At 39.5% G+C, this 22,036-nt stretch carries 20 protein-coding genes; 15 read left to right on the top strand and 5 right to left on the bottom strand.

What is annotated here, in order from left to right; translation table 11 throughout:
• The first annotated feature begins 88 nt into the window (after positions 1-88).
• The 12 genes from trhO (at position 89) to PSF86_RS12930 (ending at position 12,651) form a co-directional block, all read left to right on the top strand.
• Entirely contained in the window at positions 89-1,120 is a 1,032-nt protein-coding gene (gene trhO, locus PSF86_RS12985; protein ID WP_277900508.1) for an oxygen-dependent tRNA uridine(34) hydroxylase TrhO, read from the top strand.
• A 238-nt stretch (positions 1,121-1,358) separates the two neighbouring features.
• Positions 1,359-2,525 (top strand): PSP1 domain-containing protein, encoded by a 1,167-nt coding sequence (locus PSF86_RS12980; RefSeq protein WP_277900507.1) that lies wholly within the window; start codon positions 1,359-1,361, stop codon positions 2,523-2,525.
• Positions 2,518-3,006 carry a gliding motility lipoprotein GldH gene (locus PSF86_RS12975; protein WP_277900506.1) on the top strand — a complete coding sequence of 163 codons (489 nt, stop codon included), beginning with the start codon at positions 2,518-2,520 and terminating at the stop codon, positions 3,004-3,006. Before PSF86_RS12980 ends, PSF86_RS12975 begins: the two co-directional genes overlap by 8 nt.
• Position 3,007: 1 nt before the next feature.
• Positions 3,008-5,353, top strand: a complete 2,346-nt coding sequence (locus tag PSF86_RS12970) for a penicillin-binding protein 1A (RefSeq protein WP_277900505.1) — start codon at positions 3,008-3,010, stop codon at positions 5,351-5,353.
• Between the two features lie 185 nt (positions 5,354-5,538).
• Entirely contained in the window at positions 5,539-6,078 is a 540-nt protein-coding gene (locus PSF86_RS12965; protein WP_277900504.1) for an isochorismatase family protein, read from the top strand.
• Positions 6,075-7,214, top strand: coding sequence for a P1 family peptidase (locus tag PSF86_RS12960; RefSeq protein ID WP_277900503.1), 1,140 nt, complete (start codon positions 6,075-6,077; stop codon positions 7,212-7,214). The genes PSF86_RS12965 and PSF86_RS12960 overlap by 4 nt, the downstream gene beginning before the upstream one ends.
• A 219-nt stretch (positions 7,215-7,433) precedes the next feature.
• Entirely contained in the window at positions 7,434-8,135 is a 702-nt protein-coding gene (locus tag PSF86_RS12955; RefSeq protein WP_277900502.1) for a CoA transferase subunit A, read from the top strand.
• Between the two features lie 100 nt (positions 8,136-8,235).
• Positions 8,236-8,892, top strand: a complete 657-nt coding sequence (locus PSF86_RS12950; protein ID WP_277900501.1) for a CoA transferase subunit B — start codon at positions 8,236-8,238, stop codon at positions 8,890-8,892.
• Between the two features lie 725 nt (positions 8,893-9,617).
• The gene (locus PSF86_RS12945; protein ID WP_277900500.1) at positions 9,618-10,100 is read left to right on the top strand and encodes a hypothetical protein; all 483 of its coding nucleotides are present in this window, start codon (positions 9,618-9,620) and stop codon (positions 10,098-10,100) included.
• 8 nt (positions 10,101-10,108) lie between these two features.
• The gene (locus PSF86_RS12940; protein ID WP_277900499.1) at positions 10,109-10,525 is read left to right on the top strand and encodes a hypothetical protein; all 417 of its coding nucleotides are present in this window, start codon (positions 10,109-10,111) and stop codon (positions 10,523-10,525) included.
• Positions 10,526-10,690: 165 nt separating this feature from the next.
• The gene (locus PSF86_RS12935; protein WP_277900498.1) at positions 10,691-10,945 is read left to right on the top strand and encodes a DUF4212 domain-containing protein; all 255 of its coding nucleotides are present in this window, start codon (positions 10,691-10,693) and stop codon (positions 10,943-10,945) included.
• Positions 10,946-10,953: 8 nt separating this feature from the next.
• A complete protein-coding gene (locus PSF86_RS12930; RefSeq protein WP_277900497.1) occupies positions 10,954-12,651 on the top strand; it encodes a sodium:solute symporter family protein in 1,698 nt (565 codons plus the stop codon).
• 52 nt (positions 12,652-12,703) lie between these two features.
• On the opposite strand, the gene PSF86_RS12925 is transcribed toward PSF86_RS12930, so the two are convergent.
• From PSF86_RS12925 to PSF86_RS12915, 3 genes are read right to left on the bottom strand one after another with little or no spacing between them, the layout of a single operon-like run.
• Positions 12,704-13,450 carry a succinate dehydrogenase/fumarate reductase iron-sulfur subunit gene (locus PSF86_RS12925; RefSeq protein WP_277900496.1) on the bottom strand — a complete coding sequence of 249 codons (747 nt, stop codon included), beginning with the start codon at positions 13,448-13,450 and terminating at the stop codon, positions 12,704-12,706.
• Between the two features lie 59 nt (positions 13,451-13,509).
• Positions 13,510-15,513, bottom strand: a complete 2,004-nt coding sequence (locus PSF86_RS12920; RefSeq protein ID WP_277900495.1) for a fumarate reductase/succinate dehydrogenase flavoprotein subunit — start codon at positions 15,511-15,513, stop codon at positions 13,510-13,512.
• A gap of 12 nt (positions 15,514-15,525) precedes the next feature.
• On the bottom strand, positions 15,526-16,185 hold the full coding sequence (locus tag PSF86_RS12915) for a succinate dehydrogenase cytochrome b subunit (protein WP_277900494.1): 660 nt from the start codon (positions 16,183-16,185) through the stop codon (positions 15,526-15,528).
• A gap of 463 nt (positions 16,186-16,648) precedes the next feature.
• Between PSF86_RS12915 and PSF86_RS12910 the strand changes: the two genes are divergently transcribed.
• The 3 genes from PSF86_RS12910 to PSF86_RS17970 all read left to right on the top strand — a co-directional run bounded on the left by PSF86_RS12910 (position 16,649) and on the right by PSF86_RS17970 (position 19,204).
• Positions 16,649-17,944 (top strand): aminopeptidase P family protein, encoded by a 1,296-nt coding sequence (locus tag PSF86_RS12910; RefSeq protein ID WP_277900493.1) that lies wholly within the window; start codon positions 16,649-16,651, stop codon positions 17,942-17,944.
• A 192-nt stretch (positions 17,945-18,136) separates the two neighbouring features.
• Positions 18,137-18,916, top strand: a complete 780-nt coding sequence (locus PSF86_RS12905) for an alpha/beta fold hydrolase (protein ID WP_277900492.1) — start codon at positions 18,137-18,139, stop codon at positions 18,914-18,916.
• A 51-nt stretch (positions 18,917-18,967) separates the two neighbouring features.
• Positions 18,968-19,204, top strand: a complete 237-nt coding sequence (locus tag PSF86_RS17970; RefSeq protein ID WP_277900491.1) for a DUF1660 family phage protein — start codon at positions 18,968-18,970, stop codon at positions 19,202-19,204.
• A gap of 3 nt (positions 19,205-19,207) precedes the next feature.
• Here the strand turns inward: PSF86_RS17970 and thiL are convergent, their stop codons facing one another.
• Complete coding sequence (gene thiL, locus PSF86_RS12895; protein ID WP_277900580.1) at positions 19,208-20,263, bottom strand: thiamine-phosphate kinase; 1,056 nt, start codon at positions 20,261-20,263, stop codon at positions 19,208-19,210.
• 163 nt (positions 20,264-20,426) lie between these two features.
• The gene (locus PSF86_RS12890; RefSeq protein ID WP_277900490.1) at positions 20,427-21,950 is read right to left on the bottom strand and encodes an ArnT family glycosyltransferase; all 1,524 of its coding nucleotides are present in this window, start codon (positions 21,948-21,950) and stop codon (positions 20,427-20,429) included.
• Positions 21,951-22,036 lie beyond the last annotated feature (86 nt).

Here is a 22,036-nt window from a genome sequence, read left to right as displayed (position 1 = left end):
TTCACTTGAAAACGCACCAAATTGTCAATCAAAGAAAAAAGCGTATTTTTGCAAAAAATTTCTTTTAACGTAAAACTATTGGTATAGCATGCAACTGTACAATAACTTGAGCGCAGAGGAAAGGGCAAAACTTATTGAGGAGGCGGGTAAAGACCGCTTAACAATCTCTTTCTATAAATACGCTAAAATTGGAAATCCTCAAATTTTTAGAAACCATTTATTCTTGGCCTGGAACGAACTGGATGTTCTCGGTAGGATTTATGTTGCTCACGAAGGGATTAATGCACAACTTTCGGTTCCTGCCGATTTGTTCCACGATTTTAAGGCACATATAGATTCCATTACTTTCCTGGAAAATGTACGTTTAAACATTGCTATTGAGCACGACAACTTTGCCTTTTTAAAGTTGAAGGTAAAAGTACGCGATAAAATAGTAGCCGACGGGCTTAAAGACGAAACTTTTGATGTTACAAATAAAGGCGTACATGTAGATGCCATAAAGTTTAACGAACTTATAGAAGACCCAAACACGGTCTTGGTAGACATGCGCAACCATTACGAAAGCGAAATTGGCCGTTTTAAGAATGCCATTACCCCCGATGTGGATACTTTTAGGGACTCCCTGCCCATTATAGAAAAAGACCTAAAAAAACACAAAGAAGATAAAAACCTGGTCATGTACTGTACCGGGGGCATTCGCTGTGAAAAAGCCAGTGCATATTACAAACATAAAGGATTTAAAAACGTATTTCAGCTCGAAGGCGGGATTATTAATTATGTAAGACAAGTTGAAGAAAATAAACTTGAAAATAAATTTATAGGAAAAAACTTTGTGTTCGACGAGCGCCGGGCAGAACGTATTTCAGAAGATGTTATCGCGCATTGCCACCAATGCGGAAAACCATGCGATACACACGTAAATTGTGCCAATGAGGCATGCCATTTACTGTTTATTCAATGTGAAGAATGTGCCAAAAAAATGAATCATTGCTGTTCTGATGAATGCATGGACATTATTGCATTGCCTTACGAAGAACAAAAAGCCCTGAGGAAAGGGAAAGGGGTGAGCAACTTGATATTTAAAAAAGGCAGGTCCAAAGTATTGAAGTTTAAAAAGTAAATTATACAGAATAGAACAATAGGTATAATCGTGAAGATGGTGTAGCAGAAAGCATTCTGAATTGAAACGGTAAAAAGAAACCCGATAAAATTTCTGGGCAATACCCAGAAAAACCATTAACTTATAACTATTCTCTATTAACTAATTTGAAAATAGTATCTTTACGATGCTAAAAAAGTATTTATGAACCTAAACCGAAGAAATTGCAGCGGCAAACTTTGGTTCAATATATAAGATTATGGGATGTAGCAGTTGTTCAACCGGGAAGGATGGGCAACCTCGTGGGTGTAAGAATAACGGTACTTGCGGAACCGATGGTTGTAATAAACTTACCGTTTTTGATTGGCTTTCTAATATGTCGTTACCCAATGGCCATGAGCCTTTCGATTGTGTAGAAGTACGATTTAAAAATAGTAGAAAAGAGTTTTTTAGAAATAAAGAAAACCTGACCCTTTCCATTGGGGATATCGTGGCCACCGAGTCTTCCCCGGGGCACGACGTAGGGGTGGTTACTTTGGTGGGCGAATTGGTAAAGGTGCAAATGAAAAAGAAAAAGGTAGATTATACCGATGAAAACCTGCCTAAAATCTACCGAAAAGCTTCTCAAAAAGATATCGACATCTGGCAAACGGCACGCGGTCGCGAACCCGAAGTACAAAAAAGATCGAGGGAGCTGGCAATACAGCTTCAGTTGCAAATGAAAATCTCCGATGTAGAATTTCAGGGCGATGGATCAAAGGCTACCTTTTATTATACCGCCGAGGAACGTGTAGATTTCCGCCAGCTTATAAAAGACATGGCACGGGCTTTTAGTACCCGCATAGAAATGCGCCAAATAGGCTATCGTCAGGAAGCGGCCCGTTTGGGCGGAATTGGTTCCTGCGGAAGGGAATTGTGCTGTTCTACCTGGCTAACCGATTTTAGGTCGGTAAACACCGCATCGGCACGTTACCAGCAATTGTCCTTAAATCCCCAAAAACTTGCGGGGCAGTGCGGAAAACTAAAATGTTGCCTTAATTACGAACTGGACGCATACCTGGATGCGCTTAAAGATTTTCCCAACCAAGAAGAGCGCCTAAAAACCAAAAAAGGCGAAGCCATTTGTCAAAAAATAGACATCTTTAAAGGCCTTTTATGGTATGCATACGAAGGAGAATGGGCAAATTGGTTTGTACTAACCACGGGACAGGTAAAAGAGATAATCGCTAAAAATAAGAAAAAAGAAACCGTTACCAGCCTTGAAGAATATGCATTAGATCTCTCCGTAGATACTAAAACAGAGTTTGAGAACGTTGTAGGTCAGGATAGTTTAACACGTTTCGACAGGCCCAAAGGACAGAGAAGGCAAAAGAAAAACAAGAAGAAACGCAACAACAATAAAAGGAAAAGATCTAGGAATGTATAAAAGGCTCATTTCTTTATTTCTTATAATATTCATAGTTGCTGCATGCAATTCCAATGCCGTTTATGGCGAGTACAAAGCAATAAAAGGAAGTTGGGGCAAAGGCGAAAAAGTTGACTTCACTTTTGTGCCTCCCGATTCCCTAAATGCGTACAATGTTTTCATCAACTTAAGAAACGATGAAAAATATCCTTTTAGTAATTTGTTTTTAATAGTTAATTTGGACTTTCCAAATGGAAAAACCGTTTCCGATACTTTAGAGTACGAAATGGCAAAACCTAATGGCGAATGGCTTGGAAAAGGTTTTTCTTCCGTTAAGGAAAACAAACTGTTTTACAAAGAAAATGTTGTATTTCCCACAATGGGCACCTACCGCATAGCAATAGAGCATGCCATGCGTAAAAACGGCAATGTAAGCGGGGTTCCGTCCTTGAAGGGAATTACAGACATTGGTATAAGTATTGAAAAATCAGCTGAAAAATAAAATGGCAAAAAAAGCGACAAATAAAAAAACAAAAAAGAACGATCAAGGGTTTAAAAAATATATTCTTTGGTTCTGGAGAATCTTTGCAGCAGGCATCCTTTTTGTAGTGCTTATATTTTTATTGGCCTCTTGGGGCGTTTTCGGGAAATTGCCTTCATTTGAAATCTTGGAAAACCCACAAACAAACTTAGCTTCCGAAGTTATTTCTGCCGATGGGAAAACCTTGGGAAAATACTATTTAAACGACAACAGGACGCCTGTAAATTTTGAAGAACTCCCAAAACATCTGGTAAATGCATTGGTGGCCACCGAAGACGAGCGCTATTACGACCATTCCGGAATTGATGCTTGGGGAACCTTGCGGGCCGCCGTATTTTTGGGAACACGTGGCGGGGCGAGTACCATCTCGCAACAATTGGCAAAACAATTGTTTACCGAGCAGGTTTCTTCTAATATTCTGGAAAGGATCATTCAAAAAATAAAAGAATGGATTATTGCGGTACGATTGGAACGGCAATATACCAAACAGGAAATTATTGCCATGTATTTTAATATATACGATTTTGGCAATAATGCCGATGGTATCCGTTCGGCAGCACGTATTTATTTTGGTAAGGAACCCGGGGAGCTCGACGTTGAAGAATCGGCTATGTTGGTTGGGATGTTTAAAAACTCGTCGTTGTATAATCCCAGAAGAAACGAAAAAGGGGTAACCAACCGCAGGAATGTGGTGCTCAACCAAATGTACAAAAACGACTTTATAGACGAAACAGCCCTCGATACATTAAAAGCATTGCCTTTGGATATAGATTACCATCCGGAATCGCACCGCGAAGGAATTGCAACTTATTTTAGGATGTACTTAAGAGATTGGTTGAAAGATTGGGCAAGCGACCCCGAAAATTACCGTCCCGACGGAGAAAAATACAATATTTACCTTGACGGACTTAAAATTTTCACCACCATAGATTCGCGTATGCAAGCCTATGCCGAGCAAGCCGTACAAGAGCACATGAAGCGCTTACAGGCCGAGTTTTTCGTGCAGAATACAGACAAACGCAACCCAACGGCTCCATTTCTGGACCTTACGCCCGAACAAATACAAAGAACATACGATCACTCCATGAAACAATCTGAGCGTTGGAGGCATATGCGCGACGATTTGGGCAAATCTACAGAAGAAATCATGGCGTCTTTTAAAGAGAAAATCCCTATGGAAGTCTTTACTTGGAAAGGGGAGAAAGATACCGTGATGTCGCCATTGGATTCCATAAAATACTACAAGTATTTTTTACGTACCGGAATGATGTCCATGGACCCACAGTCTGGCCATGTAAAAGCTTGGGTTGGCGGAATTAATTACAAGCATTTTCAATACGATCAGGTAAAACAGGGGCGCCGTCAGGCAGGTTCAACCTTCAAGCCTTTTGTGTATGCCACCGCCATCGATCAATTGCACTTGTCACCTTGCGATGAGCTGCCCGATATATATACCTGTATTGAAGCCAATAAATATGGAAATATAGAACCTTGGTGCCCAAAAAATGATGGGGGGAAATATACTGGTGAGATGTTTACATTAAAATATGCCTTGGCAAATTCAGTAAATACGGTTACAGCAAGATTAATGGATAAAGTAGGGCCACAGCCCGTAGTGAGCTTAATAAAACGTATGGGTGTTGAAGCACCTATGCTCCCGGTACCTTCCATTGCCCTTGGAACACCCGATATCTCTGTTTACGAAATGGTGGGCGCTTATGGTACGTTTGCCAATCAAGGGGTGTATGTTAAACCGGTTATGATTACCCGAATTGAGGATAAAAACGGCACGGTTTTATACGAATCGGTCCCCGAAACCCGTGATGTATTGAGCAAAGAAGTGGCCTATACCACGGTGAAATTAATGGAAGGGGTTACCGAATCTGGTTCCGGTGCGCGTTTACGGGGTAGTTGGGCCAAAAACCAAACCATGTATAAAGAAATTATAACAGGTTATCCATACGAATTTACAAACCCGATTGCAGGAAAAACGGGAACCACACAAAACCAAAGTGACGGTTGGTTTATGGGCATGGTGCCCAACCTAGTTACCGGAGTTTGGGTCGGTGGTGAAGACAGGGCCACCCACTTTCCAACCACACGTTATGGTCAAGGAGCCAGCATGGCATTGCCCATTTGGGGGCTGTACATGAAAAAATGCTATGCAGATGAAGATTTGGATATTTCCAAAGATGATTTTGAGCGTCCGGAAGATCTGTCCATACGTGTAGATTGCAGTCAACCTGCCGAAGAAAGCAAAGATTCGTTAAAAATAGATTACAACGAAGGCGTTGATATCGACTTTTAAACCTGAGTTCGATTATTTTGATATGGTAATAATAATCGAATTCAGGTTTTAAGTTGTATTCTTTTATAAAATGTTTTCGGGTATGTGGTACAACCATATAGGCTGTTGTTATACCTAAAATGTTTTCCGTTATCAATGTATAATTGTCAAAGGTTCGTATCTTTATGAGGCGACAAAGAAAAGACATGAAAACGTTATTAATTGTAGACGTACAAAACGATTTTTGTACTGGCGGGGTTTTAGCAGCAAAAGGAGGCGAAGAAGTGGTCCCGGTAATCAATAGTATTGTTGATAAATTCGACTTGATAATCGCTTCCAAGGATTGGCACCCCAAACAAACAAAGCATTTCAACAAATGGCCGCCACATTGTGTCCAGCATACATACGGTGCCGCATTTCACACCAACCTAAACATTGATAAAATAGACCAGATATTTTTTAAGGGAACAGGCACCTTGGACGATGGCTATTCTGCTTTTGAAGCCACGAATGTGAATATGTACGAATATTTAAGCAAACAAGAAGTAAGTCAGCTATATGTCTCCGGGATCGCAACAGATTATTGCGTGCTTTCGTCAGCTTTAGACTCGGTACAGGCCGGTTATACAACATATGTTATTACGGATGCTGTCCGGGCAGTTAACGTAAACCCAGATGATGGCGATAAAGCTTTACAGCAAATGAAGGATGCCGGATGCATACTCATTACTTCCGAAAACATATGAAGCCGTTCTCTAAAATAGTCACCTTCTTTTTATTTTTCCTCACAACAGTTTCATACAATTATGCACAACAGCGCGTTAGGGATTATGGTATTCAAATAGGTGTCATCCCAACAGGAAAGCACAACGCTATTATTGATGTTAAAGGGGTTAAAGTTGGGCATGTTACCATAGAAAAAGAGGATTCTGTTCACACTGGCGTAACGGCTATTCTTCCGCATGGCGGCAATATTTTTCAAGAAAAAGTTCCCGCGGCCATTTTTGTGGGCAATGGTTTTGGAAAGTTGGCCGGAAGCACTCAAATTGAGGAGCTTGGCACTATTGAAACCCCTATAATTTTAACCAATACGCTTAATGTTGGCACAGCGGTCGAAGCTGTTGTAAAATATACATTACAACAAAAGGACAACGAAAATGTACGTTCGGTCAATGCAGTGGTAGGCGAAACCAATGATGGTTATTTAAACGATATCCGTGGTATGCATGTAACACATAATGAGGTGCTTGAAGCCATAGAAACTGCTTCAGAAGCCAATACAGCAGAAGGGAGCATCGGTGCCGGAACCGGGACTATTTGCTTTGGCTATAAAGGGGGCATAGGCACATCTTCCAGAAAATTGCCCGGAAATTTAGGGGGCTATACCATTGGTGTTATGGTGCAAACCAATTTTGGAGGTGTTTTGCAAATAGCCGGCATCAATATAGGGAAAAAACTGGGTAATTTCTCCTTTAGCAACCAATTTTTAAACAATGTAGATGGTTCTTGTATGGTTGTAGTGGCCACAGATGCGCCTTTGACCGATAGAAACTTAAAACGCCTGGCAAAAAGAGCTTTTATGGGCTTGGCAAAAACCGGGGGCATCGCTTCAAACGGGAGTGGCGATTACATAATTGCCTTTTCTACGTCCAAACAAGTGCGCGTGCCCTATAAGTCTATTTCGCTATTAAAACAAGAAGTAGTTTCCAACGATTATATGTCTCCCCTATTTATGGCTGCCATTGAAGCCACCGAAGAAGCCATTTTAAATTCCCTTTTTATGGGTAAAACCACCACTGGAAAAGACGGAAGGATTATAAAGGCATTGCCCGTGCCCAAGGTTATATCTATTTTAAAAGCGCATAAGTTAATCGAGGAGTAATACCGCAAAGTAGGGAGACTTTGTGGAGCTAGAAAGATAACAAGCCTTAATGAAAAATCAAAAATTTCCGGACCACAAAGCATATGCGTATAAATTAATAGCAGGGAAATGGTTTTCCTTGTCAAGGACATCAAAAACATATAAAAACATCTTCAATTTGTGTAGTATATATTTCAATTTTGTTGAAATATTCGTAATTTTCCGGTAAAATATTGATAAATGATTAACAAGAAGGTAAAATCGGTAACAGAAGCCGTGAATGGTGTAAAAGACGGTATGACTTTTATGCTCGGCGGGTTTGGGTTGTGTGGAATCCCAGAGAATTGTATTCAGCAATTGGTAAAACTCAACATAAAAGACCTTACCTGTATCTCGAACAATGCCGGGGTAGACGATTTTGGACTTGGGCTCCTGCTTCAAAAGCATCAAATAAGAAAAATGATTTCTTCTTATGTAGGCGAAAACGATGAGTTTGAACGCCAGATGCTTAGCAGAGAATTGGATGTAGAGCTTATTCCCCAGGGAACATTAGCCGAGCGTTGCCGCGCAGCACAAGCTGGAATTCCTGCTTTTTATACCCCCGCCGGTTATGGGACCGAGGTTGCCGATGGCAAAGAAACAAGGGAGTTTAATGGGAAGCATTACGTACTCGAACATGCGTTTAAAGCAGATTTTGCCTTTGTAAAAGCATGGAAGGGAGACGAAGCCGGAAACATTATCTTTAAGGGGACCGCCCGTAATTTCAATCCCGTAATGTGCGGTGCGGCCAAAACTACGGTTGTTGAAGTAGAAGAACTGGTGCCTGCCGGAAGTTTAGAGCCCAACCAGATTCATGTCCCCGGAATATTCGTGCAGCGAATCTTTGAAGGAGCCAAGTACGAAAAGCGGATCGAGCAACGAACCGTTAGGAAAAAAAGTTAATCGGATAATTAGAAAATGAAATAATTTGATAATGAGATGAATTGAGAATAGCATAAATCGGATCTTCACATTATCAAATTAACACATCAATGAATTAATTATGGGTTTAAGTAAAGAACAAATAGCGCAACGTATCGCCAAAGAGGTAAAAGACGGATATTACGTAAACTTAGGTATTGGAATACCCACTTTAGTTGCCAATTATGTGCGCGATGATATTTCGGTTGAATTTCAAAGCGAAAATGGCGTTCTGGGCATGGGGCCTTTCCCTTTTGAAGGCGAAGAAGATGCCGATATTATTAACGCCGGGAAACAAACCATTACAACCCTGCCCGGTGCTTCTTTTTTCGATTCGGCCTTGAGTTTTGGCATGATCCGTGGGCAACATGTAGACCTTACCATTCTCGGTGCTATGGAAGTTGCTCAAAATGGCGATATTGCCAATTGGAAAATTCCCGGAAAAATGGTGAAGGGAATGGGCGGTGCCATGGATTTGGTTTCTTCGGCAGAAAATATTATCGTAGCCATGATGCATACCAACCGTGCAGGAGAATCCAAGCTGCTTCGGGAGTGTAGTTTGCCATTAACGGGGGTTGGCTGTGTTAAAAAAATTGTTACCAACCTGGCGGTCCTTGAAGTTACAAGAGAAGGCTTTTTGTTGTTGGAGCGGGCACCGGGTGTTTCTGTAGACGACATAAAAGCAGTTACCGAAGGGAATTTGTTGGTTTCTGACGAAGTCCCCGAAATGCAGGTTTAAGTCAAGACCAGATACATCCAGTTTTTTACAGATTGCAAAAGTATCAACGCTCAAACTAGCTTTAATTTGAGAGTCCAATTAATGGCGGCCGTAGCTATATAGTAGTGGATATATTGATATTTTTATTTCTTGTGCATTTCGTCGAAATTTTAAAGCGCTTTATCTGATAATTCATTTTTTCTTCTAGATTTGTAGCCATTAACATATAGGTTTTGTTGAAACATACTACATAAATTATTTTACAACAATTTTGGTATGGTTCACAACAAAAAAGTGCAATTTCAATTAATATGATTTAAGTTTATTATCCCAATATTAATTAATGATACAATCACCTACTTAAACTATTTGTGCATATGAGAGATTATACTTTAACCTACGAAGACAACCAACAAAGTCAATCGATCTTTAATATTTTAAGTGATAATATTAAAGGAACGATTATACTAATGAAAAGTTTAATGTTAATAGCAAAAAAACTTTTAATGTTCTAAAAGCCCCATTTTAAGAACAAGCCCCAAAGTTTTTGCTAAGAAGTTAAAAAAGGAGACAGCTTTTAAAAGCTGTCTCCTTTTTTTTATTAATAATCGAACTCAGGTTTAAAGAAGTTCTTTTAGTATTTTTGCCGCTTTAATTCTAAAGTATTTAAAGTGGTTTCCCGGTACATAAGCTTAACAATCTATCTTTTTATTGTATTTATTCATTTTATCTATATCGGGGCTATTTTGTTTGATAATGCAGATAGTTATTATTTAATTGCTGCCATAGTTAGTATGGTATTGCTAATGACTATTTTTCATTATAAAGTCCCTTTAAAACATAATGCCGATCTGTATGAAGATTTTTATTTAATCTTATTTGTAGTATTGGGGGCGTTTGCCGCGAAATATATACAAGTTATAGCTAATTTCAACAGTGTTTTGGCGGTTTCGTTAATAGGGCTTTTATCGTCTTACATTCCAAACCTCAATAAGCAGAACAATTCTTTGAAAGATATTCCACCGGCCATATATTGTGGTGCCTTTATAGCGATGTCCAACGACGTCGTTGCTTTCAATTGGGTTTTTATATGCATAGCATCGGCTGTATCCGGAATTTTATTGATTGTCTCCAAAAGTGTATTTAAGGGCGTAGGCGGAAAATTGGGCACCATTGCGTTTGCCGGGGTGGTATGTACTTCGTTTTTGTTTCTTTTAATTTATAACTAAACAGTTTCATGGAAACCTTTATTGTATTGTTAACGGGTATTTTTGGGGCAACAATTACTTTTTTTATCAATTGCTATTTAGCATATGGACCTGTGCGGGCTTCCTCTATAGCATCGTTGGCAACGGCCTTGTTTTTTTATGCTTTCCCCAATTTGTTTCCCGATTTTTATACACATACAGTTCCTTTGGTTTTTATTGGAGGTTCTTTTATCGGGATGGTTTCATACAGGGTTATGAAGAATGTATGGCTTGTTCCGCTGTCCGGGCTTGTATTTTCCTTTTTTTATATCAATTCCGCGTCTTTTTTTTCAGGTTATGGCGGGGCATTGGGTACAGCGGCATGTATTTCTATAATTGTTGTCCTTGGGTTTTATAGAATTTTACGATTGTTTAAGTTGAAGTATAAAAAACAACGCTCTCTTTGATGGATTGCTAGATAATCAATTACGCTTGAGGAAACAATCATTTTGATTGATTACGGATTTTATTATTGGTCATTATTCATTTTATATTGTTATATATTGAGCATCATTTAATTTTTTAATAAAAAAAATGTATTATTGTTTATCGAACCATCAAACTTTAAAATAATGATCAATACTTCAAATGATGCTTATTGGAAAGAAAATTTAAAATACTTGTTTGTTTTATTGTGTATCTGGTTTATTGTTTCCTTTGGTTTCGGCATACTTCTGGTCGATACGTTAAACCAAATCAAGATCGGTGGTTTTAAATTAGGGTTTTGGTTTGCCCAGCAAGGTTCCATTTATGTTTTTATCCTCTTAATTCTAATCTATGTAATCCTAATGAATAGATTGGACAAAAAATACAACCTTAACGAATAAGCTTTTTTATGTCAGTTCAACTACTAACCTATGTCCTTGTTGGAATTACCTTTGCCCTTTATATTGGAATAGCCATTTGGAGCCGGGCAGGTTCTACCAAAGATTTTTATGTGGCCGGAGGAGGTGTTTCCCCATTGGCGAACGGTATGGCCACAGCAGCCGATTGGATGTCGGCAGCCTCTTTTATTTCCATGGCTGGAATTATTTCGTTCTCCGGATATGACGGTTCGGTCTTCTTAATGGGCTGGACAGGCGGTTATGTGCTCCTTGCGCTTTTATTGGCACCTTATCTTCGTAAATTCGGAAAGTTTACAGTGCCCGATTTTATAGGCGATAGGTATTATTCTAAAACGGCACGTTTGGTGGCGGTTATTTGTGCTTTGTTTGTTTCGTTCACCTATATCGCCGGGCAAATGCGTGGTGTAGGCGTGGTTTTCTCCCGCTTCTTAGAAGTTGAGGTCAATACAGGAGTATATGTTGGCATGGGCATTGTATTGTTTTATGCGGTTTTGGGTGGAATGAAAGGTATTACCTATACACAAGTAGCACAGTATTGTGTAATGATATTTGCTTTTATGGTGCCGGCTATTTTTATTTCCATACAAATGACGGGAAACCCGGTTCCGCAATTTGGTTTTGGAGATCGGGCACACGACGGGGTTTATTTATTGGATAAATTGGATGGGCTGCAACAGGAATTAGGATTTCATGAATATACTTCGGGAAGTAAATCTACATTGGATGTATTTTTAATTACCGCCGCCTTAATGATGGGTACCGCAGGGTTACCGCATGTAATTGTTCGGTTTTTTACAGTACCAAAGGTAAAAGACGCACGTAAATCGGCTTTGTATGCGCTTATCTTTATTGCTATTTTGTACACCACTGCACCCGCCATTGCTGTTTTTGCACGAACCAATTTAATTGAAACCGTAAGCGGAAAATCATATAGTGATATGCCCGAATGGTTTACCAAATGGGAAAAAACAGGGCTGCTTTCTTTTGAAGACAAAAACAACGATGGCAACATTCAATACCTTGCCGATGCATCTAAAAACGAATTGACCATTGACCGTGATATCATGGTTTTGGCAAATCCGGAAATTGCCCGCCTGCCCAATTGGGTAGTCGCCTTGGTTGCCGCGGGGGGTATGGCCGCAGCCTTATCTACCGCAGCAGGGTTGTTATTGGTTATTTCTTCATCCATATCGCACGATTTGCTTAAAAAGATGGTAATGCCCCAAATTACAGAAAAACAGGAATTGTGGGCAGCCAGGGCTTCTTCTTTTATGGCTGTTTGTGTGGCGGGATATTTTGGTATTCATCCGCCGGGTTTTGTGGCTTCGGTTGTTGCATTGGCTTTTGGGCTGGCCGCGGCTTCGTTTTTTCCGGCCATTGTTTTGGGGATTTTTTCAAAGCGGATAAACAAAGAAGGTGCCATTTCCGGAATGATAATAGGCTTGGGCATTACCCTTTATTATATTGCAAGGTTCAAGTTGAATTGGATTGGTTCGGTAGCAACTTCAGGAAAGGAAAATTGGTGGTTTGGTATTTCCCCGGAAGGTTTTGGAACTGTTGGGATGTTTATGAACTTTATTGTAGCCATTGTTGTATCGAAGTTTACCAAACAACCTCCGCAGGAAATCGTGGATATTGTTGAAAATGTTAGGATTCCAAAAGGGGCGGGGCAGGCGCAAACGCATTAAAAAACCCTTTGTACACACAAAGGGTTTGGTTATTGTAATTAAAAAAGATGTTTTACTTCTTCAAACTGGCCGAAAGATATTCCCTGTTCATTCGGGCAATATTTTCCAACGAAATTCCTTTCGGGCATTCAATTTCACAGGCTCCGGTGTTGGAGCAATTTCCAAAACCTTCCTCGTCCATTTGTTTCACCATATTTAGTACGCGGTCGGTTGCTTCAATTTGTCCTTGAGGCAACAAAGCAAATTGCGATACCTTGGCTGCTGTAAACAGCATGGCGCTTGCATTTTTACAAGCAGCTACACATGCGCCACAGCCAATACAGGTGGCCGCGTTAAACGATTTATCGGCATCATCCTTATTTACAGGAATGGAATTGGCATCAATGGTATTTCCGGAAGTATTAACAGAAATAAATCCGCCTGCTTGCTGTATCCGGTCGAACGAACTTCTGTCAACAATTAAATCTTTAATTACCGGAAAAGCAGTTGCCCTAAAAGGCTCGATGGTAATGGTATCGCCGTCTTTAAACATGCGCATATGCAATTGGCAGGTAGTTACGCCTCTGTCGGGGCCATGTGGTTCCCCGTTAATTTGAAGCGAGCAGGCCCCGCAAATTCCTTCGCGGCAATCATGGTCGAATTCAACAGGCTCTTCACCTTTTGAAATCAATTCTTCATTTAAAACATCCAGCATTTCTAAGAAAGACATATCTTCTTCTATACCTGCAATTGGGTATTCAACCATCTTTCCTTTGGTGTTGGCATCTTTTTGACGCCATATTTTTAGCTTTAAATTCATACTTTTTGAGTATTGAGTATTAAGTATTGAAAGTTAATCTAACATCTCACTACTTACATCTATTTATAACTTCTCGTTTTAAGCTCAATATTTTTATATTCCAAATTTTCTTTATGCAATACGGCATCGCTTGGAGCTCCTTTGTATTCCCATGCGGCTACATATTTAAAGTTCTCGTCGTCACGCTTGGCTTCTCCTTCTTCGGTTTGATATTCTTCCCTAAAGTGACCTCCGCAAGATTCATTTCGGTGTAAAGCATCTTTGGCAAACAATTCTCCTAATTCAAGAAAATCGGCTACGCGCAATGCTTTTTCCAGCTCGCTGTTTTTACTATTGGCAGAACCGGGAATCAATACATTTTTATGGAAATCCTCGCGAAGCTCACGAATTTCGGTAATTGCTTCCTCCAAGCCTTTCGCATTTCTGGCCATTCCACATTTGTTCCACATAATCTTACCGAGTTTTTTGTGGTAATGGTCTACAGAATGTTTTCCTTTATTGGCAACCAGTTTTTCTATTTGATCTTTCACCGCTTTTTCGGCAGCTTCAAATTCGGGAGATTCTGTTGATATTTTTCCGGTTCTAATGTCCTGCGACAAGTAATCGCCAATGGTATATGGTAACACAAAATAACCATCGGCCAGACCTTGCATGAGTGCAGATGCCCCTAAACGGTTTGCGCCGTGATCGGAGAAGTTGGCCTCTCCGGCGGCGTAGCAACCAGGAATGGTGGTCATTAAATTGTAATCTACCCAAATTCCGCCCATGGTATAATGCACGGCGGGATATATTTTCATGGGTGTTTTGTACGGATTCTCGTCCACGATTTTTTCGTACATCTGGAAAAGGTTCCCATATTTGTTTTCAATTACCTTTTCGCCCAGTTCCCTCATTTCTGTTTCACTGGGATTGTGATTTCCGTGAATGGCGGCCTGCTCTTTTCCATAGCGCATAATTGCCGATGCAAAATCTAAAAACACGGCTTCTCCTGTCTTGTTTACGCCAAACCCGGCATCGCAACGTTCTTTGGCGGCCCTGGAGGCCACATCGCGGGGAACAAGGTTACCAAAAGATGGGTATCTTCTTTCAAGGTAATAATCTCTATCTTCTTCGGCCAATTCGGTAGGTTTTAATTTTCCTTGACGGATGGCTTCTGCATCTTCTTTTTTCTTAGGAACCCAAATTCTACCATCGTTACGAAGGGATTCTGACATCAGTGTTAATTTTGATTGATGATCTCCTGAAACGGGAATACAAGTCGGGTGGATTTGCGTGTAGCACGGGTTGGCAAAATAGGCTCCTTTTTTATGTATTTTCCAAGAAGCGGTTACATTGCTTCCCATGGCGTTTGTAGAAAGGAAAAATACGTTTCCGTACCCTCCCGATGCAACAACCACGGCATGTGCTGCATGGCGTTCTATTTCTCCGGTTACAAGGTTTCTTGCAATGATCCCTCTGGCTTTTCCGTCAACAATAACCAAATCGAGCATTTCGTGGCGGTTATACGATTGTATTTTACCACGGTTTATTTGTCGGTTCATCGCGGCATAGGCGCCCAATAAGAGTTGTTGGCCCGTTTGTCCTTTAGCATAAAAAGTTCTAGAAACCAATACACCACCAAACGAGCGGTTATCTAGCAACCCGCCATATTCGCGGGCAAAGGGAACACCTTGCGCTACACATTGGTCGATTATATTGGCAGAAACTTCGGCCAAACGGTATACATTGGCCTCACGCGAACGATAATCGCCTCCTTTTACCGTGTCGTAAAACAAGCGGTAAATAGAATCGCCATCACCTTGGTAATTTTTTGCGGCGTTAATTCCCCCTTGGGCGGCAATAGAGTGCGCACGGCGCGGCGAGTCTTGATAGCAAAATGTCTTTACATTATAGCCAAGCTCTGCCAATGTTGCTGCTGCCGAACCTCCCGCCAATCCGGTTCCAACAACAATAACATCAATGTTACGTTTATTGGCCGGATTTACCAGGTTGATTTTATTTTTATGATTGACCCACTTATTAGCTAAATCGCCTTGTGGTATGTTTGAATCGAATACTGCCATAACTACCTCTTTTTAATGATTGAAATGATGGAAAAGTGCAATGAAAATAAATCCTAATGGAATGATAATCGCAAAATACTTTCCAAAAGTTTTAAGTGCCGGCGTGAACTTGTTGTTAAGCCCAACCGATTGAAAAGCCGATTGAAATCCATGAAGCAAGTGCAATGCCAATAATACAAATGCAACCACATATGCGCCAACCCGTATTGGATTGTGAAATTTTTCCACCAATTCATGATAATACCTAGTTGGATCTTCTGGATTAAACTGAATGTATTTGTAATTCAATTCCGGTAACCAAAAATCAATAAAATGAAGTACGAGGAAGGCTAAAATAACCAAGCCGCTATAAATCATGTTTCTCGAAACCCAAGTAGTATTTGTGCTTCCCTTGAAACTGGCATATTTTATGTTCCTGGCTTTTTTGTTCTTTATTTCAAGGATAAAACCCATAACAAAGTGAAAAACCACAGCAAAAATCAAAATGGGTTGCATTACAAACTGTATCAAGATATTGGTTCCCATAAAATGAGACAGTTCATTAAAGGTATTTTCGCTGATTACAGATGTGAAATTGATAATAAAATGCTGTAAAAGGAAGATTAATAAGAATATAGCAGAAAGTGCCATGGCAACTTTTCTGGCTATTGTTGAATTTAACATTCCGCTCATTAGAAATAATTTATTTTAATTCGTACAAAAATACAGCACGAACAAGTTATTAACAAACTTTCGTTTCTGTTTTCCCTGCAATTTAGAATGAGTATAAAGTAGGGTTTGTAAAAAGTTGCTATTTAATATGAAATTAGAATGTTCTATCAGTTTATTGTTTTTTCCTGACCTAAGCTTTTTACTGAATTTGAAAATTAAATAGATTATATCGACTGCAAAGAGTATCGTTATTATTTGTCCTATGATGATTTCTGTTTTATCTCTTAACTGTGTAATAGTTGGGAAATGCCAAAATAAATTTTTTAATCGCCAACAATGCAAATGTTTTTTAGGGGCGCATATAAAACTTATTAACAAGAGCATTTCCATGCTTTGTTAAATTACATCAAACTTTAATCGAAGTTTAACATCAAAACTTTCTATTCTTACTAATTTTGTCGAAATTAAAAAGTAAAATAAGGATATGAAATATGATTTGATCGACAGCAACTTATTTATAAAGAACCGTCAAAAATTTATGGCACAAATGAAGCCAAAAAGTATTGCGGTTTTTAATTCCAACGATATATATCCCATTGGAGCAGACAGTACCATGCCCTTTCAGCAGGCCAGGGACTTATTTTATTTAAGTGGCGTAGATCAGGAGGAGAGCATTTTGGTGCTTTTCCCCGATGCCCATGAAGCAAAACATAAAGAAGTGTTGTTTGTTAGGGAAACCAACGAGCATATTGCAGTTTGGGAAGGCGAAAAGCTAACCAAAGAAAAGGCCCTGGAAGTAAGCGGGATTAAAACGACGTATTGGCTAAAGGAATTCGACAAAATTTTTTATGAATTAATGACCGAGGCCGAAACAGTTTATTTCAATACCAACGAACATTACCGCCAATCGGTTGAAACAGAAACACGCGAAGACCGATTTATAAAATGGTGCAAAGATAAATTCCCGGCTCATAAATGGGAAAAAAGCAATCAAATTTTACAAGAATTACGTGGCAACAAAGAGCCTCAGGAGATCAAGTTAATGCAACAGGCTTGCAATATTACCGAAAAAGCATTTAAACGGGTGTTGCAATTTACAAAACCCGGCGTTTGGGAATATGAAATTGAGGCGGAGTTTATACATGAATTTACTAGAAACCGATCTCGTGGATTTGCTTATACGCCCATAATTGCCTCTGGAAACAATGCCAATGTGTTGCATTATATCGAAAACAAAGCACAATGCAAAGAAGGAGAATTATTGTTGATCGATGCCGGAGCCGAATATGCAAACTACGCAAGCGATATGACACGGACTATTCCCGTAAGCGGAAGGTTTACCGATAGGCAAAAGCAAGTATATAATGCAGTACTTAAAGTAAAAAAGGAAGCAACAAAAATGCTGGTGCCCGGTACCATGTGGAAAGAATATCATGAAGAAGTTGGAAAATTAATGACTAGTGAATTGTTGGACCTTGGTTTGTTGGACAAAGCCGATGTGCAAAATGAAAACCCCGATTGGCCTGCTTACAAAAAGTACTTTATGCATGGCACGAGCCATCATATCGGGTTGGACACGCACGATTATGGCCCATTAAAAAAACCAATGAAAGCCAACATGGTATTTACTGTAGAACCGGGAATATATTTACCAGATGAAGGTTTTGGTATCCGTTTGGAAGATGATATGGTAATTCAGGAAAGCGGAGAACCTTTCAATTTAATGAAGAACATTCCTTTGGAAGTTGAAGAAATTGAAGAATGGATGAAAAATAAGTAGTAATCATGGGAAGAGTGATTTGGAAAAGGGAGTAGGAAGGAACGATTGCTGTAAGAGGTGTTTTTAAAATAAGCTAAAAACACCTCCTTTTGGGGATTAAATTTCTATCCTCTAACACCAATGTTCCGCAAAGAGTTCAAAGTTTTATAATTTAACAATTAACAATAGACTAATTCCAAATCCCTAGTCATTATGATGCTAAACTACAAAGGAACTTCTGTTTTTTATGAAGATGCGGGGCAGGGCCCAGCAGTGGTTTTGTTGCACGGATTTTTAGAAAATACGACTGTTTGGGATTCCCTGAAAGAACAATTGCTTATGCGTTATCGGGTAATTACAATAGACCTGTTGGGGCACGGAAAAACAGGATGTGTTGGTTATGTGCACACCATGGAAACAATGGCCGATGCCGTAAAAGCAGTGATAAACAAGTTAAAACTGCGCCGTATTTCATTAATCGGGCATTCCATGGGCGGTTATGTGGCCCTTGCCTATGCCGAAGCTTATCCAGATGAAGTAAAAGCCTTGATTTTGGCCAACTCAACGGCAAGTGCCGATTCGCCGGAAAAGAAAAAAAACAGGGACCGGGCCATAAAAATGGTTAAAAAAGATTATAAAAGTTTTGTGCGGATGGGAATTTCCAATCTTTTCCGCCCCAAAAACAGAAAGATTTTTTCTGAAGAAATCAAAGAGCTTAAAAAAGAGGCACTTAAAACACCGGTCCAAGGAATAGTTGCTGCACTGGAAGGGATGAAAATCCGTAAGGACAGAGAAATATTACTTCACTTTACACCCTTTGCTAAAATGATGATTATCGGTAAGAAAGACCCGGTATTATTATATGAAGATTTAAGGGCACAAGTTCAAAATACTGACATGGAAGTGGTTGAATTTCCAGATGGGCATATGAGTTTTATTGAGAACAAATCGCAATTCATCGATAAAATCAAAGTTTTTTTGAATAATATTTGATTTTTATTGGAAATATACATAAGTTAATACCGCCCATAAATTACATAACCTATGAAAACCTCAAGATCTACGATCAAGAAAGCTGTGTGTTCCATGTTTGGACATCGCTATGTGGTGTCGAAAAAAATCACTCCACACATTACTGAATATCAATGCAAAACATGTAAGTGTGAAATCACTACCACCGAAACCGGTCATTTAGACGTGTTGACGCCCGAATTAAAGGAAATCAACGAAACATTGGCTAAATTTTATCGTAAAAGGCACGCCTTGCAGTCGGTTGCATGATTTTTATGCTTGATTGCCCTTAAACGAATTCCAACCACGTGCTTGAATCGCAATTTTGGTATTGGCGCGTGTTATTAAATGCATGCCTTCCTTTGCGTCGGTCATGTGGCCAATAACCGTTAAGCTGGGATTTGCCTTTATTTTAGCGTAATCGTCTTGCGAAATCGTAAAAAGCAATTCGTAATCTTCCCCGCCGCTCAATGCAACCGTGGAACTACTTATGTCGAATTCTTCACAAGTCGAGATAACCTGTGGATCCAGTGGTATTTTGTCTTCATGCAAGTTACAACCTACATTGGATTGTTTGCAGAGGTGGATAATTTCAGAAGAAAGTCCGTCGCTAATATCAATCATGGAAGTTGGCTTTACTTCAAGTTTTTTCAATAGTTCGGGAATATCTTTTCGTGCTTCCGGTTTTAGTTGCCGTTCAATAATATAGGTATATTGGTCTAGGTCCGGTTGATTTTTAGGATTTACCTGAAAAACCTGTTTTTCGCGTTCCAAAACCTGTAAGCCAAGGTAAGCACCGCCCAGATCGCCTGAAACTACTAATAAATCGTTGGGTTTGGCTCCATTTCGATAAACAATATCTTCTTCGTTGGCTTCGCCAAGGGCGGTAACCGTAATAAGCAACCCTTTGTTGGACGAAGTAGTGTCGCCGCCAACAAGGTCAACATCATATATATCGCATGCTAATTTTATTCCTGCGTACAGCTCTTCTAGAGCTTCCAGCGGAAAACGGTTGGAAATAGCAATGGAAACCGTAATCTGCGTTGCCTTTGCATTCATGGCATACACATCTGACAGGTTGACGATAACCGATTTATAACCGAGGTGCTTTAAAGGCATATAGCTTAGGTCAAAATGCACGCCTTCCACTAACAAATCTGTAGTTACAATGGTTTTTTTGCCTTTAAAATCGAGTACGGCGGCATCGTCTCCGATTCCTTTTACGGTGGTTTTGTGCTTTATGCTGAAATTTTTGGTAAGATGGTCGATCAAACCAAATTCCCCCAAATCGGAAATAGATGTGCGCTGCGGATTTTTATCTTCTATCATGCTGCAAAGATAGGCAAAGTTGTAAAGTTGCATGGTTGAAAGTTTGTAAAGTTGAGAATGGATAAAAGGTGGAATGCCTTAACCACAACAACATGCTATATTGTATAACAAATAACTAATTTCAGGATCTTGATTCAATCATTTAATGAGGAATAGCGTATTCTCATTCAAATATCCTGTCTTGAAACTGTTCTTTTAATTCATCAAAAGTCTGTTTGGGGCTTTTACAAATAAAGATAGTCTGATATAATTTTTCTTTTTCATCTGCATAGGGATTATATACAGATTTTACCGGGATGATTTCTTCAAAATAACGCTCAAAAAAATCCTTTCCATTCAGGTCTCCATCACGTAAAGCAATGGTTGTTAAGGGCATCTCTCCGCTAGGCAACCAACTATAGAAACTTCCATGTAATGAAAAGGCATTGGGCAGGCCGTACTCTTTTCCATACAAGCTTACCGCACCGGCCTGTCTGTAATGTTTGCCCCAGATAAGGGCACTTTTCTTTTCCATTTCGGGAAGGCTGTCATACACCTGTTTTAACGCCTTAAGCGTTTTGCTCCACTTTTCATTTGAAAAGCGTTCTTCAAACCGCACAGCATATTGTCCGCCTGTTACCTCCTTTTTTTCATAAGGATAGGTTTTTTTCAGATAATGTTTTAACGAAAAAACCGGCATTCCAAATGGGATGAGAAATATCCCCAAACATAGGAATAGAGTCAATGGATAAATTACCCACTTTCTTTTTGTTACTATTACACTTTCCCAAAAAACACCACCGAATGGCAAAATTGTAAGCAGGACCGGATAGAAATAATATCCTTTTCCTTGACTTAAGGACAAAAGTACAACTGACAGCAAAATCGAAAGCACGGCGGGTCTATATTTACGCATCTGAGCATGAAACATAAAAACAAACCCTACCCCCCAGACCAACAATGTCAAGGGGTTTAATGATATAATTAAACGCGTAAGTACTGGTATTGGTTCCAATTGGTCCAATTGGGTCTGGTAGAGCCGATCGAACATTTTCAGGACAGGAAAGTCATTTTTATACTGCCAAATAATATTTGGGCTTATCACTAAAATGAATACGAGAATGTGCCACCAGAATTTATGCCTGTACAAAGCTTGCCTTGTTGTTTTATATATAAGGAGGGATAAAACTCCGAAAATGAAAAATACGGCATCATATTTAGTCAAGAAAGCCAATGCTGTACCAAGTGTCAAAAACCATAGGTGTCTTCTTTTAAGATAGCAGACATATTTAAGGAGAAAGTAAAAGTTTAGCACCCAAAAGAATTGGCTGAAAACCACGGGCTGGAATAGTTGTTGCGAACGCTCAAACCCCGGAGCAATAATGATACAAAGGAGGACCAAAAAAACAGCTTTTGCCTTTCCCCCCAATTCGAGAACAATTTTTGAAACCATTATCATTATTGAAATTGCCGCAAGATGAATAAATATATGATTAACAAATACGGAACTGGATTGTAGCAGGTTTTGTAAAAAAGCCAAGAGGGCAATTAATGGTGGGAACTCCATAAATCCAAAGGCAAGGTGGTTTCCCGTTTCTATGTGCAATAATTCATCCCCCTGATATCCTGAGTTATAATCTGCTATTAAATGAAGTGTCAGTTTGATTACACAGAAAACAATTACAATAAATAGGGGTTTTTTAGCCATCTGTTAATTTGGTATGATTTTATGCACATAGATTTAGATTAACGAAGTTACGGGATTAAAATGAATGTTTTTCGATTTAGGGTTGC

The organism is Galbibacter pacificus, from assembly GCF_029603165.1.
Classification (GTDB): Bacteria; Bacteroidota; Bacteroidia; order Flavobacteriales; family Flavobacteriaceae; genus Galbibacter; species Galbibacter pacificus.
Note: the sequence above shows the minus strand (reverse complement) of the source record. Positions and strands in the feature narration are given on the sequence as shown.